This window comes from Streptomyces sp. NBC_00620, assembly GCF_026341825.1.
Lineage (GTDB): Bacteria > Actinomycetota > Actinomycetes > Streptomycetales > Streptomycetaceae > Streptomyces.
Genome location: NZ_JAPENY010000003.1, coordinates 48,108 through 61,225, shown reverse-complemented (window position 1 = coordinate 61,225; position 13,118 = coordinate 48,108). Strand labels below are relative to the sequence as shown.

At 69.8% G+C, this 13,118-nt stretch carries 10 protein-coding genes; 9 read left to right on the top strand and 1 reads right to left on the bottom strand.

Annotation, left to right across the window (positions count from 1 at the left end):
* Together OG246_RS31620 and OG246_RS31615 are read left to right on the top strand one after the other, a co-directional pair.
* On the top strand, positions 1 to 2,181 hold the full coding sequence (locus tag OG246_RS31620; RefSeq protein ID WP_266471172.1) for a bifunctional serine/threonine-protein kinase/ABC transporter substrate-binding protein: 2,181 nt from the start codon (positions 1 to 3) through the stop codon (positions 2,179 to 2,181).
* Between the two features lie 108 nt (positions 2,182 to 2,289).
* Entirely contained in the window at positions 2,290 to 3,735 is a 1,446-nt protein-coding gene (locus tag OG246_RS31615) for a glyceraldehyde-3-phosphate dehydrogenase (protein ID WP_266471170.1), read from the top strand.
* 258 nt (positions 3,736 to 3,993) lie between these two features.
* Here the strand turns inward: OG246_RS31615 and OG246_RS31610 are convergent, their stop codons facing one another.
* On the bottom strand, positions 3,994 to 4,878 hold the full coding sequence (locus OG246_RS31610) for a helix-turn-helix domain-containing protein (RefSeq protein ID WP_266471166.1): 885 nt from the start codon (positions 4,876 to 4,878) through the stop codon (positions 3,994 to 3,996).
* Between the two features lie 142 nt (positions 4,879 to 5,020).
* Here OG246_RS31610 and OG246_RS31605 point away from each other — a divergent pair, with 142 nt between their 5' ends.
* From OG246_RS31605 to pgm, 7 genes are all read left to right on the top strand, one after another.
* Entirely contained in the window at positions 5,021 to 6,037 is a 1,017-nt protein-coding gene (locus OG246_RS31605) for an aldo/keto reductase (RefSeq protein WP_266471163.1), read from the top strand.
* 571 nt (positions 6,038 to 6,608) lie between these two features.
* Positions 6,609 to 8,651 carry a DUF1996 domain-containing protein gene (locus OG246_RS31600; protein WP_266471160.1) on the top strand — a complete coding sequence of 681 codons (2,043 nt, stop codon included), beginning with the start codon at positions 6,609 to 6,611 and terminating at the stop codon, positions 8,649 to 8,651.
* Positions 8,652 to 8,764: 113 nt separating this feature from the next.
* Positions 8,765 to 9,022 (top strand): hypothetical protein, encoded by a 258-nt coding sequence (locus OG246_RS31595; RefSeq protein ID WP_266471154.1) that lies wholly within the window; start codon positions 8,765 to 8,767, stop codon positions 9,020 to 9,022.
* Positions 9,019 to 9,390: a fic family toxin-antitoxin system, toxin component gene (locus tag OG246_RS31590; RefSeq protein WP_266471152.1), complete on the top strand. Its 372-nt coding sequence runs from the start codon at positions 9,019 to 9,021 to the stop codon at positions 9,388 to 9,390. The genes OG246_RS31595 and OG246_RS31590 overlap by 4 nt, the downstream gene beginning before the upstream one ends.
* Positions 9,391 to 9,478: 88 nt before the next feature.
* Positions 9,479 to 10,360, top strand: a complete 882-nt coding sequence (locus OG246_RS31585) for a PP2C family protein-serine/threonine phosphatase (protein ID WP_266471151.1) — start codon at positions 9,479 to 9,481, stop codon at positions 10,358 to 10,360.
* A gap of 8 nt (positions 10,361 to 10,368) precedes the next feature.
* Positions 10,369 to 11,376, top strand: a complete 1,008-nt coding sequence (locus tag OG246_RS31580; RefSeq protein ID WP_266471149.1) for an MASE1 domain-containing protein — start codon at positions 10,369 to 10,371, stop codon at positions 11,374 to 11,376.
* A gap of 93 nt (positions 11,377 to 11,469) precedes the next feature.
* A complete protein-coding gene (gene pgm / locus OG246_RS31575) occupies positions 11,470 to 13,110 on the top strand; it encodes a phosphoglucomutase (alpha-D-glucose-1,6-bisphosphate-dependent) (RefSeq protein WP_266471147.1) in 1,641 nt (546 codons plus the stop codon).
* Positions 13,111 to 13,118 lie beyond the last annotated feature (8 nt).

Genomic DNA, 13,118 nt, shown 5'->3' with positions numbered 1-13,118 from the left:
GTGAGCGGGATCCACTCGGAGGGGCACGCAGCAGTGCACGCGCTCAAGCCGGGCGACCCGCCCTTCGTCGGCGGCTACCGGCTGCTCGGCCGGCTCGGCGCGGGCGGCATGGGCGTGGTCTACCTGGCCCGTTCGACGGGCGGGGCGCTGGTCGCGCTGAAGGTGATCCGCGCCGAGTACGCGGCCGACCATAACTTCCGGACCCGGTTCCGGCGCGAGGCCGAGGCGGCGAGCGGGCTCACCGGCCGGTGGGTGGTACCGGTCACCGCGGCGGAACCGGCGGCCCGCGAGCCCTGGCTGGCGACCGCCTTCGTGCCGGGCCCGTCGCTGGCCGAGGCCGTCACGCTGCACGGGCCGTTGCCGCACCACTCGGTATGCGCCCTGGGAGCCCGGCTGGCCGAGGCGCTGACCGAGGTGCACGCCGCGGGCCTGGTGCACCGGGACGTCAAGCCGGGCAACGTTCTACTCGCCCTGGACGGGCCTCGGTTGATCGATTTCGGTATCGCTCGTTCCACCGGTGCCACAGCGCTGACCGCGAGTGACGTGGTGATCGGCTCGCCCGGCTATCTCTCGCCTGAGCAGGCGCGGGGGCAGGGCCGTGACATCGGCCCGCCGAGCGACATCTTCTCGCTGGGCTGTGTCCTGGCGTACGCGGCGACCGGCCGCCGCCCGTTCGGGACCGGCACTCCGGCCGCCATCATCTTCCGTACGGTCCACGAGGAACCGGACCTGGACGCCGTACCGTGGGCCCTGGTCCCGCTGCTGACCGACTGCCTGGCCAAGGACCCGCGGGCCAGACCCACCGCGCAGGAGGTGGGAGACACCCTTGCCGGTGGGGGCGAACCCGACGGCGACTGGCTGCCGGCCACGCTGCCCCGGCTGATCGCGGAACGCTCGGCCGCCGTCCTTGCCCTGCCCGACCCCGGGCCGGTCACGCTCATGCTGCCGCCGGAGCGGCCCGCCCTCTCACGGCGGCGCCTGCTGATGCTGAGCTCGGCGGCGGGAGTGGTCCTGACCGGCGGAGGACTGGCGGCCTGGGCCGCCTCCAGGCCCACGACCGGCAGCGAAGGTGCGACGGGCTCCGGACCACTGCCCCGGTACGTCATCGGGCTGCACGCGGACCTGTCGGGAACGGGCAAGGCGATCGGCCGGGCACAGGAGCGGGGAGCGCGGCTGGCCGTGGAGGACTTCAACTCCCGCTCCCGTGACGGCCGCACGTTCGACCTGGCGCTGAAGGTCCTTGACGACGCGGGGGAGGCGAAGCGGGCCGAGGACGTGGCCGCAAGGTTCGTTGCGGACCACGACGTGTGCGCCGTCATCGGCCCGACCGGCGATGCCGCGATGGAGGCGACCATTGCCCGCTATGAGAAGGCCCTGCTGCCCATCGTGACCGTGTCGTCCGGCAACGATGTGTACTCCAAGACCTCCACCCGCGCGTTCTTCCAGATCAGGGCCGGCGACAGTGTTCTGTCCACGCCCTTCATCCACTACCTCACCCACGTCGAGAAGAGCCGTAGGACCGCCCTCATCGACGACAGGGCGGCAAGCCGCACGAGTTGGCAGATCGTCAAGGACCTGGCCGCGTTCCCGCCCGCCGATGGCACCACCACCACCCATGTCGTCCCCGCGGACAGCGAGGACTTCGGCCCGGTCGCCGCCGCCGTGCTCGCCGCCGAGGCGGAGGCAGTGGTGTACGGGGGAGTCTCACCGCACCGGGCCGCCCGGTGCGCCCGCGCGTTGGAAGAGGCCGGTTTCCGGGGCACGCGCATGGCGCCGGAACCGGTCCTGGAGGCGGCGTTCCTCACGGAGGCGGGCCCGGCGGCCGAGGGCTGGATCATCAGCACGACCTACGTCGACCCGGCCGCGCTGCCGGCCGCGGCGCGTTTTGTGACGGCCTACCGGAAGCGCTTCGGGGTGAGCACCGTCGGGCGTTTCGCGGTGGAGGCGTACGACGCACTGCTCTTCGTCGCTCAGGGCCTGCGCGAGCTGGGCAGCGTCGAGGCCGAGCGGGGCGCCATGGTGCGCAGGCTCCGTGCGACCACCTACAAGGGGCTCGCCAAGACCATCCAATTCGAGGCGGTGACCGGTGCGTTCCACTGGATCGACGGCCTGTTCCTCCACCGTGTGGAGAACGGCACCCCACGCTTCCTCGGCCGCTACGACAAGGTCAAGAAGACCTGATCCCGGCAAAGGCGCAGCTCGCGGCGTACCGCTCAGGTGACACCGCCTGAAAGTTCGAAGCGGCGGGGGATTAGCATATGAGCGCCTCCTAGCTCGAAAGATGAACCTGTGACTGTCAATGACGACTCGTTCACCAACTGGAAAAACCGCGAGGAGATCGCGGAATCGATGATCCCCGTCATCGGGAAGCTGCACCGGGAGCGGGACGTCACGGTCCTGCTGCACAGCCGCTCCTTGGTGAACAGGTCGGTGGTCAGCATCCTCAAGACCCACCGATTCGCCCGGCAGATCGCCGGTGAGGAGCTCTCGGTCACCGAGACGCTGCCGTTCCTGCAGGCTCTCACCACGCTCGATCTCGGCCCTTCCCAGATCGACATCGGCATGCTCGCCGCGACCTACCGGACCGACGACAGCGGCCTCTCGGTGGAGGAGTTCACCGCGCAGGCCGTCGCCGGCGCCACCGGTGCCAACAAGACCGACCGCTGCGAGCCGCGCGACGTCGTCCTCTACGGCTTCGGCCGCATCGGCCGCCTCCTTGCCCGCCTGCTCATCGAGAAGGCCGGCTCCGGCAACGGCCTGCGGCTGCGCGCCATCGTCGTCCGCAAGGGTGGCGGCCAGGACATCGTCAAGCGCGCCTCACTGCTGCGCCGTGACTCCATCCATGGCCAGTTCCACGGCACGATCACCGTCGACGAGGCCAACAGCAAGATCATCGCCAATGGCAACGAGATCAAGGTGATCTACTCCGACGACCCGACGTCGGTGGACTACACGGCGTACGGCATCAACGACGCCATCCTCATCGACAACACCGGCAGGTGGCGCGACCGCGAGGGCCTGTCGAAGCACCTCCGCCCCGGAATCGCCAAGGTCGTCCTGACCGCGCCGGGCAAGGGTGATGTCCCCAACGTCGTCCATGGCGTGAACCACGACATGATCAAGCCGGACGAGCAGATCCTGTCCTGCGCGTCGTGCACCACCAACGCGATCGTCCCGCCGCTGAAGGCGATGGCGGACGAGTACGGCGTCCTGCGTGGCCACGTGGAGACCGTCCACTCGTTCACCAACGACCAGAACCTGCTGGACAATTACCATGATTCCGACCGGCGCGGCCGCTCGGCGCCGCTCAACATGGTCATCACGGAGACCGGTGCCGCCTCCGCTGTCGCCAAGGCGCTGCCCGACCTCGAGGCAAGGATCACCGGCAGCTCCATCCGCGTCCCGGTGCCCAACGTCTCGATCGCGATCCTCAACCTGCGGCTCGCGCGCGAGACCACCCGCGAGGAGGTCCTCGACTACCTCCGTGACGTGTCGCTGACCTCGCCGCTCAAGCGCCAGATCGACTTCATCAGCGCCCCCGACGCGGTCTCGAGCGACTTCATCGGCTCGCGCCACTCCTCGATCATCGACGCCGGGGCACTCAAGGTCGAGGGCGACGACGCGATCCTCTACCTCTGGTACGACAACGAGTTCGGCTACTCCTGCCAGGTCATCCGCGTCGTCCAGCACGTGTCCGGGGTGGAGTACCCGACCTATCCGGTTCCGGTGGCCTGATCTCGGCGTACCGCCCGACTCGTCTGCCGGTAGGGCTCTGACCTGGCCTTATTGGCCGGTTGGAGCCCTTTGGGCTCGGCCTCTGTGCGCTCTCGTCGTGGCCGCTGTCCGTGGACGGGCTCCTGCTCCTGGCCATGGTCGCCGTAATCGGGCGAATGAACCAAAGACGTAGCGGCTGTTGTCGGTCATGGCCCTGGTCGAGACCGGTACCCGGGCCCTGCTCGGCGCGGTCCTGGGCCCGGTATGCGGCGAGCGGCTTCAGGGCCGTGGGGCGTCCGGTTGTGCGGCTGGTGCCGGGTGCTCCGGGGACCGGGACCAGCTGGCCAGCAGCTTCAGGCGTTCCGCGGAGGGGGACCCTGGTTCGGCGGTGGAGACGCCCAGGGTCTGCTCGGGGTCGTCGGCGGGGGAGAAGGCTTCGTAGCCCAGGACGAGTTCGCCGACCACGGGATGGTGGTAGTGCTTCGTGCCGTGGGTGCGCTGGAACACGTCGTGGTCGGCCCACCAGTGGCGGAAATCGGCGTCCTGGACGGAGAGTTCGCCGATGAGCTCGGCCAGGGCGGGGTCGTGCGGGTGACGTCCCGCGTACAGGCGGAGTGAGGCGACGATGGAGCGGGCGGCGTCTTCCCAATCGGCGTACAGGGTCCGGAAGTGGTCGTCGAGGAAGACCAGGCGGGCCATGTTGCGGCCGCGGGCGGGCAGGGCCTCGAAGTCCGTGTACAGGGCGCGGGCGAGGTCGTTGGCGGCCAGGACGTCCATGCGGCGGCCGTAGACGAGGGCGGGGACGTCGGTGAGGCTGTCGAGCAGCAGGCGCAGACCGGGGCGGACGCGCTGCAGGGGCAGCGGGCGAGGACGGGTGCGGGCCGGTTTGGCGATCCGGAACAGGTGGCCGCGCTCCAGATCGTCGAGGCGCAGGGCGCGGGCGATCGCGTCCAGGACGGACGCGGAGACGTTGAGGTGGCGTCCGCGCTCCAGGCGGACGTAGTAGTCGACGCTGACGCCGGCGAGCTGGGCGACCTCCTCGCGCCGTAGGCCCGGAACGCGGCGGGTGCCGGGGTGGGGTGCCAGGCCCGCCTCCTCGGGGGTGATCCTCGCGCGGCGCGAGCGGAGAAAGTCCCGCAGCTCGCTGTTCGGTTCCTGCGCCATGTCACCACCGTAGACCGGGTGACCTGGTGAGTGGCTGCGCCAAAGGGGGTTTGCTGGACCTCCGGTCAGAGCGGGTCTCCCACCCCGGCCGTGAGCGGTGCTCGTCTGGTGGAAGGCAAGCACGCACCTGGAGGTACCCCTCATGAAGCGCAGGATTCTCGGCGGCACCGGCATGTCGGTGAGCGAGTACGCACTCGGCACGATGATGTTCGGCGCGATGGGCAACACCGACCACGAGGAGTCGGTCCGCATGATCCACACGGCGCTGGACGCCGGGATCAACCTCGTCGACACCGCCGACGTGTACTCCGGCGGCGAGTCGGAGCTGATTGTGGGCAAGGCACTGAAGGGCCGCCGCGACGACATCGTCCTGGCCACCAAGTTCGGGCTGGCGATGGGCCAGGACCCCAACCGGGGTGGCGGCTCGGCCCGCTGGATCCGCCGCGCGGTGGAGGACAGCCTGCGCCGCCTGGACACCGACCACATCGACCTGTACCAGATGCACCGCCCGGACCCGCACACCGACATCGACGAGACCCTCGGCGCCCTGTCGGACCTGGTCCGGGCCGGGAAGGTCCGTGCCATCGGCGGCTCGTTCTTCTCCCCCGAGGAGATCGTCGAGGCCCAGTGGACGGCCGAACGCCGCGGCCACCACCGTTTGCGCACCGAGCAGCCGCCGTACTCGATCCTCACTCGCGGTGTGGAGAGCCGGGTGCTGCCCACCGCCCAGCGCTACGGCATGGGCGTGCTGACCTTCGGCCCGCTCAACTCCGGCTGGCTCTCGGGCCGCGCGGATCCCACCACCGGGCACCGCAGCGCCGGCGCGGGGGCGAAGATGTTCGACCTGACCCAGCCAGGCGTAAAGGCCAAGGCCGACGCCGTGCGCGAACTGACCGCGCTGGCCGCCGAGGCCGGGCTGCCGCTGCCTCATCTGGCCACTGCTTTCGTCCGCGCCCATCCGGCGGTCACCGCCGTACTCATCGGCCCGCGCCGGCCCGAACAGCTGACCGACCTCCTCGCCGCGGCGGACGTAGAACTCGGCGACGACATCCTCGACCGCATCGACGAGATCGTCCCGCCCGGCGTCGACGTGAATCCCGGCGACTTCTACATCGACCCCACCCCGCCGATCACCGACAAACGCCTGCGCCGCCGCTGAAGCCCGCTCGCCTCCATGCCCGCAGGCACAAGCCGGCCCCGCTCCTATAGCGTGCGCGTCCTTCTGAATGATCTGTCGCGCTCATGGCAGGTGCCGGTCCGGAGGGGGCGCCGACCTATGGGGGGACGCGATGAAGCGACCTGAGCCGGCATCAAACGGCAGCCCGATTGGCCCGACCGAACCATCACTGACCGCGGCACATCTGTCGCCATGGAGCCGAGCCTTGTCCCGGCTGATGTGTACGGGATGTGCACCGCGGCTGGTCGTTGGGAACATTTCCGCACCTCAGAAGCCCCGTCCCGCCACCATGCCGCTGTTCCCGGCGGACTGTCCGATCCGGCGTCCCGGCGGGCGCGGGGGCAGTGGGTCGCCAACCGATGCCGATCGGCGTCGAGTTGCTCTCCCACTGCCACCCGCCGTCCGCCGCCGGTGGCGCCAGGGACAGGGGTTTCGGCTGCTCCCTACGAGATTTCTATGAATCCATGAGTTGTTTGAACACACCGGGGCGCGGCTGCGTATTGGGGCGGGGGATTTCCATACCGATCCGACCATCACGCGTAGGAGCCCTTCCTTGAGACGCAACACGCGCAGACGCCCGACAGGCGCACGGCGCGCGACCTCTGCCGCAGTCGCGCTGATACTGGGGGGAGCCGGGCTGGTAACGGTCAACGTCTACGCCTCGGCGACCGAAAGCGGTTCGGGCAGCGAGCCGGACCAGAACAATCAGGTCCTCTCCTCGGCGGGTGCCACGATCGACTGCCCTGACGTCGGCAGTCAGTTGACCACCGTTCCGGACGCGGCCAGGGAAAGCGTCGACAAGGAACTCGCTCTCCTGGACCAGCAGATCACCGAGGCCTATCAGCAACTGCAGGGCCAGGCGCAGGCCGTCGAGCAGGGTGCCGACGTCGCCGACAGCGAGATTCTGAATCCGCTGGCGGAGAAGCGGACGGCGGTGATCGACCGCATCGTGGTCGCCATCGATGCCGCGGGGGAACGTCCGGAAGGACTCGAAGCCCTTGCGACCTGCACACTGCTCGCTCCCGCCAACGAGACCGGCAGCGGTGAGAACGGTGACGCGGGCGGCGACGGTCAGGGCGGTGAGGACCAGAACCAGGGTGGCGACGCCGGAGCGGGCGACCAACAGGGCGGCAACGGCGGCCAGATCGGCAACGGGCCCGTGGCCGCGGACTTCGCGGACATCAACTCGGTCCAGCCGAGCGGGCAGAGCCCGCAGGACCAGGACAACGCCTCCCGCGGCGAGTTCGTCACCAGCTGCGGCGTGAATGCCAACGGCCTGTTCAACTCGGACAACGTGATCGTGGCCCCCGGCGTCACCAACGGCGCCCACCACATGCACGACTACGTCGGCAACCAGGCCAACAACGCCTTCGCCAGCGATGACGACCTGGCCAACGGCGACACGACCTGTGAGGACCCGGGCGACAAGTCGACCTACTACTGGCCCGTGGTGAGGCTGCAGAACGGAACTCAGGAACAGGACGCCGCCACCCCCGGGGGCGGGATCGAAGGCAACGCCGGTGAGATCGTCACGCCCAAGCAGGTCACGCTGACGTTCGTCGGCAGCCCGCAGGGCGAGGTCACCGCCATGCCGCGGCTGCTGCGCATCATCACCGGTGACGCCAAGGCGTTCGTCAACGGCAACGCCAACGCCAACGCGTCATGGAGCTGCACCGGGTTCGAGGACCGGCAGCTGAAGGACAAGTACCCGATCTGCCCGCAGGGCAGCGATGTGGTCCGCACCTTCAAGTTCCAGAGCTGCTGGGACGGCGCGAACATCGACAGCGCCAACCACCGCACCCACGTGGCCTTCGCGGACGCCCAGGGCAACTGCCCCAGCGGGTTCCGTGCCATTCCGCAGCTGGTGCAGCGCATCGTCTACGACGTCGACGCGCCGAGTCTGGACGACGGGGGCCGGACGACACCGTTGTTCGCGCTGGACTCCTTCCCCGAGCAGCAGCACAAGCCGGTCACCGACCACGGCGACTTCATCAACGTCTTCGACGAGGGCCTCATGCAGGAGATGGTCGACTGCATCAACAGCGGCCGTCAGTGCGGTGCGGGTGCCGACCCGGGCAACGGTTCCGAGGAGCCGCAGGAGCCCCCCGCCTCCGAGGAGCCGCAGGAACCCCCGGCCTCCGAGGAGCCGCAGCAGCCCCCCGCCTCCGAAGAACCCCCGCAGTCCCCGACGCCCAGCGCGGACGACCCGTCCGACGGGCAGGGGAACGAGGAGCCCGGCAACAACGGCGGTGACAACAGCGGCGGCGACAACGGCGGTGACCAGGGCTCGGAGCCGGCCGACGAAGCCTCGTCCGACGCCCCCGTCAACGCGGAACCCAAGGTCGAGACGCCTTCCGCGGCACCGTCGTCCCACTCCGGCTCGGACAACGAGCACGGCAGTGAGGTCGGCAGCCCCGTGCAGACACCGCCGACCGCCGGGAACGACCCGTCCGCAGCCTCGCAGACCGAACCTCAGGCGGGCGGCCAGGGCGGCCTGGCTGCCACAGGCACGCAACTGTGGCCGGCAGCGCTGGGCGGCGTCTTCGTGCTCGCAGGTGTCGTACTTCTTCTCCGCATGAGGCGCAGGCAGTACTGACACAGCCCCAGGAGGGCGTAAGGACGGTGGCGGGGTCTGCCCAGGCAGGCCCCGCCACCGTTTCCATGGGCGTTCTGCCCCCATCGGTGCTACCACCCTGCTACCTTTGGCGCATGGCTACCGCGAAGAAGCAGACGCAGGTCCGACTGGAACCCGACGTGCTCGCCGCGGGCAAGGACGCCGCGGCCGCCCGTGGACTCGACTTCAACCGGTACGTCGAGCGCCTCATCGTCGAGGACACCACGGGTGCCCGCGCCGCCGGTATGGCTGCCGCGCAGCGCTTCATCGAGGAACACGGCGGCTTCCTCGACGATCTGGAGCGACAGTTCGACGCGCCGTACGCCCGGTCGGAGCCGGGCGCTGCCGCGTGATCGTGCACATCGACGAGTCGTGGATCCTGGAGGTCGCCGAGCGGGCGGGCCGCCGTGACCCGGGCGTGGACGACTACGGCGTGCCCGTCGCCGCCGTCGCCCGCCACCGTGGCGAACTCCTCGACCACCCCGTCTACGACGGCCCCTATGCCCGGGCGGCCGCCCTGGTGCACACGCTGGGCCGCTGTCGCTGGCTGGAGCGCTCGAACCTCACCGTCGCCTGCGCGGTCGCCGTCATGTACCTCGAGGCGAGCAACATCCCCGTCGACCCCACCCGCGAGCAGCTCACCGCGCTCGCGCACGAACTGAACGATCCGCGCTGCACGGCAGCCAGGATCGCCGCGTTCCTGCGCACCTGGAAACCCTGAGGTGCCAGGTCAGCTGTGTCGTTATCATCCGATAGATTGGCAATACGGCCTTTTGTCTTGATGGCGCAGCTCCCTCCTGGGGTGGTCGATGTCCCGCAAGCGACCAACGGACGACAGCGACGAGCTGCTTACCAGACTCGGGTCGCTGACCGCCCAGGCGCGTGAACGCGCGGAGTTCCAGCGCTCACAGGTCGAGCTGGCCATCGCGCTGCAACGCGGCATGCTCCCGGGAGACATGCCGACCGCCCCCGGATTCGACGTGGCAGTCGAGTACGCGCCCGCCTGCTACGGCCTCAACGTGGGCGGAGACTGGTACGACGCCTTCACCTTGCCCGACGACCGCATCGGGCTCTCCATCGGTGACGTTCAGGGTCACAACATCGAGGCGGCCGCGTTCATGGGCCAGGTCCGGGTCGGTCTGCGGGCGCTCGCCTCCGTCACCAGCGAGCCGGGAGAACTCCTCGCCCGGACGAACGACCTCCTCCTGTCCATCGGCGCCGACCTCTTCGCCACCTGCACATTCATGCGGCTCGACCCGTCCACCGGAGTACTGGAGAGCGCACGCGCCGGGCACATACCGTGCGTCTGGGCGACGGCGGACGGAAAATCCGGCGTCACCGAGGACGAAGGGGGCCCACCGCTCGGCATACAGGTGGGCACGGAGTACCCGGTGACCCGGTACCGGCTCACTACCGGCGGAGTGTTCGTGCTGCTGACCGACGGTGTCGTCGAGGGCCCGTCGATGAGCGTCGACGAGGGGCTCGATCAGGTCGTACGGCTCGCGGGCATCGCCGCCGTCGCCGGCCTGTCGGCCGGTTCGCTCGCCGCCGCGGTGATCAAGGGTGCCGAGCGCGTGGGGCACGAGGACGACGCGGCCGTACTGGTGGTCGGCCACGAGGCGCCCGCCGCTACGTCCATGGGACGCGGCGCCACTGCCTCGCCTCGCCGACGGGGCGGCGGCGGTGTCTGATAGCTGCTGTGGTGGGTACACGCGAGCTGCGTCGACCGGTCGTCGTCGCTCTCCAGACGCTGGCAGTGGCTGCCTGCTACTTCGGGGCAGGACGGCTGGGGCTCGTGCGGCGGCTCACTGTCGAGGGCGCGATCTTCACGCCCATCTGGCCGCCCACGGGTGTGGCGGTGGCCGGCCTGTTGATCTTCGGGATCCGTGCCTGGCTCGGGATCGCGCTCGGCGCCCTCCTGGTCGTCCTGTCCATCTCTTCCTTCTCCTCCTTCCAGCCCTCTGCCTTCGGCATCGTGGTGGGCAACACCGTCGCCCCGGTCTGCGCGTACCTCATGCTGCGCAGACTGGGTTTCCGGATCGACGTCAGCCGTTTGCGCGACGGCCTCGCGCTGGTGTTTCTGGCGGCCCTCGGCTCCATGCTGATCAGCGCGACTGTCGACGTCGGCCTTCTGGTCCTCACGGACAAGATCGCCGCTGACAGCTTCGGGCAGGTCTGGCTGGCGTGGTGGGTGGGCGACGCGATGGGTGTCCTGATCGTCACCCCGGTCCTTCTCATGCTGTACGGGATTCGCCCGCCCCTGCGCCCGATGCGATGGAAGGAAGCCGCGCTACTGGTTCTCGCCGCCTGCGTCCTCGTGCCGCTCGCCACGCACAGCCCAATCAGCCTGCTGTTCCTCGTCTATCCGCTGCTGGTCTGGGCGGCGCTGCGTTTCCAGCACGGGGGCAGCGTGCTGTGCGCCCTCTTCGCCTCCGTCATGGCCACCGTCGCGGCCACCGACGGGGTCGGCCCGTTCGCAGGCCTGAGTGACACCGAGCTGATGATCAAGCTCCAGGCGTTCAACGGATCCATGGCCCTGACCGCTCTGCTGCTGTCCGCCGTGATCACTGAGCAGCGCAACACGAGACGGTCCGTGGAACTGGCCTGCCAGGAACTGGTGCAAGTACTGGAACACCTCACCGCCGGGAACTCCTCGCCCAGGCCGCCGACGGCGGACGGCGATGGCCGACAGCTGGGAGCCCCGTGAGCCACCGGTCGTCGCAGCACGGTGCGACCGCGCAGTCCGGTGAGGAAAGATGGGACCACCAACGGAGAACTACCGATGTGGAGGTGCGGGCCCATGCTGCACGAGCGAGCGGGCGATCCGGCCGGCCCCGAGGACCTCGTCGACGTGGCCCGGTTGGTCACCGCGTACTACTCGCTGCACCCCGACCCCGCGGAGCCCGGCCAGCGCGTCGCGTTCGGCACGTCCGGGCACCGCGGGTCCTCACTGACGACCGCGTTCAACGAGGACCACATCGCCGCGACGAGCCAGGCGATCTGCGAGTACCGCGAGAGCCAGGGAACCGACGGTCCGCTCTTCCTGGGCGCCGACTCCCACGCGCTGTCGGAGCCCGCCAAGGTCACCGCCCTGGAGGTGTTCGCGGCCAACGAGGTGTCGGTGCTCCTCGACAGTGCGGACGGCTACACGCCCACACCGGCGGTCTCGCACGCCATTCTCACCCACAACCGCGGCCGGTCCGCGGGCTTCGCGGACGGGGTCGTGGTCACCCCCTCGCACAATCCGCCCGCCGACGGCGGCTTCAAGTACAACCCCCCGAACGGCGGCCCGGCGGCTTCCGAGGCGACCGCCTGGATCCAGGACCGGGCCAACGAACTCATCGCGGAAGGCCTGAAGGGCGTACGGCGCATCCCGTACGCCAGGGCGCTGGCCGCCCCCGGCACCGGCCGCTACGACTTCCTCGGCACCTACGTGGCAGACCTGCCGCAGGTGCTGGACCTCGACGCGATCCGGGCGGCCGGCGTGCGCATCGGCGCGGACCCGCTGGGCGGGGCCTCGGTCGCCTACTGGGGACGCATCGCCGAACAGCACGCGCTCGACCTCACCGTGGTCAACCCGCTCACCGACCCCACCTGGCGATTCATGACGCTGGACTGGGACGGCAAGATCCGCATGGACTGCTCGTCGCCCTACGCCATGGCCTCGCTCATCGAGCAGCGCGACCGCTTCCAGATCGCCACGGGCAACGACGCCGACGCCGACCGTCACGGGATCGTCACCCCGGACGCCGGACTCATGAACCCCAACCACTACCTCACCGCCGCGATCCTCTACCTGTACTCCCACCGTGAGCAGTGGCCCGCGGACGCGGGGATCGGCAAGACGCTGGTGTCGTCCGGGATGATCGACCGGGTCGCCGCCGACCTGGGCCGTCAACTGGTCGAGGTGCCGGTGGGGTTCAAGTGGTTCGTGGACGGGCTGGTCAGCGGCTCGCTCGGGTTCGGCGGGGAGGAGTCGGCCGGCGCGTCCTTCCTGCGCCGCGACGGCTCGGTGTGGACCACCGACAAGGACGGCATCATCCTGGCCCTGCTCGCCTCCGAGATCACGGCGGTGACCGGGAAGACTCCGTCGGAGCACTACGCCGCACTCACCGCACGTTTCGGTGAGCCCGCGTACGAGCGCATCGACGCCCCGGCGACCCGCGAGGAGAAGGCCCTCCTCGCCAAGCTCTCGCCCGCACAGGTCAGCGCGGACACCTTGGCCGGAGAGGCGGTCACCGCGGTACTCACCGAAGCACCGGGCAACGGTGCGCCCATCGGCGGCATCAAGGTGACCACCGCCAACGCCTGGTTCGCGGCCCGTCCGTCGGGCACCGAGGACGTCTACAAGATCTACGCCGAGTCGTTCCTCGGCACCGATCACCTCCGCCAGGTTCAGGAGGAGGCGAAGGCCGTGGTGTCGGCGGCGTTGGGCGGCTGACACCGCCG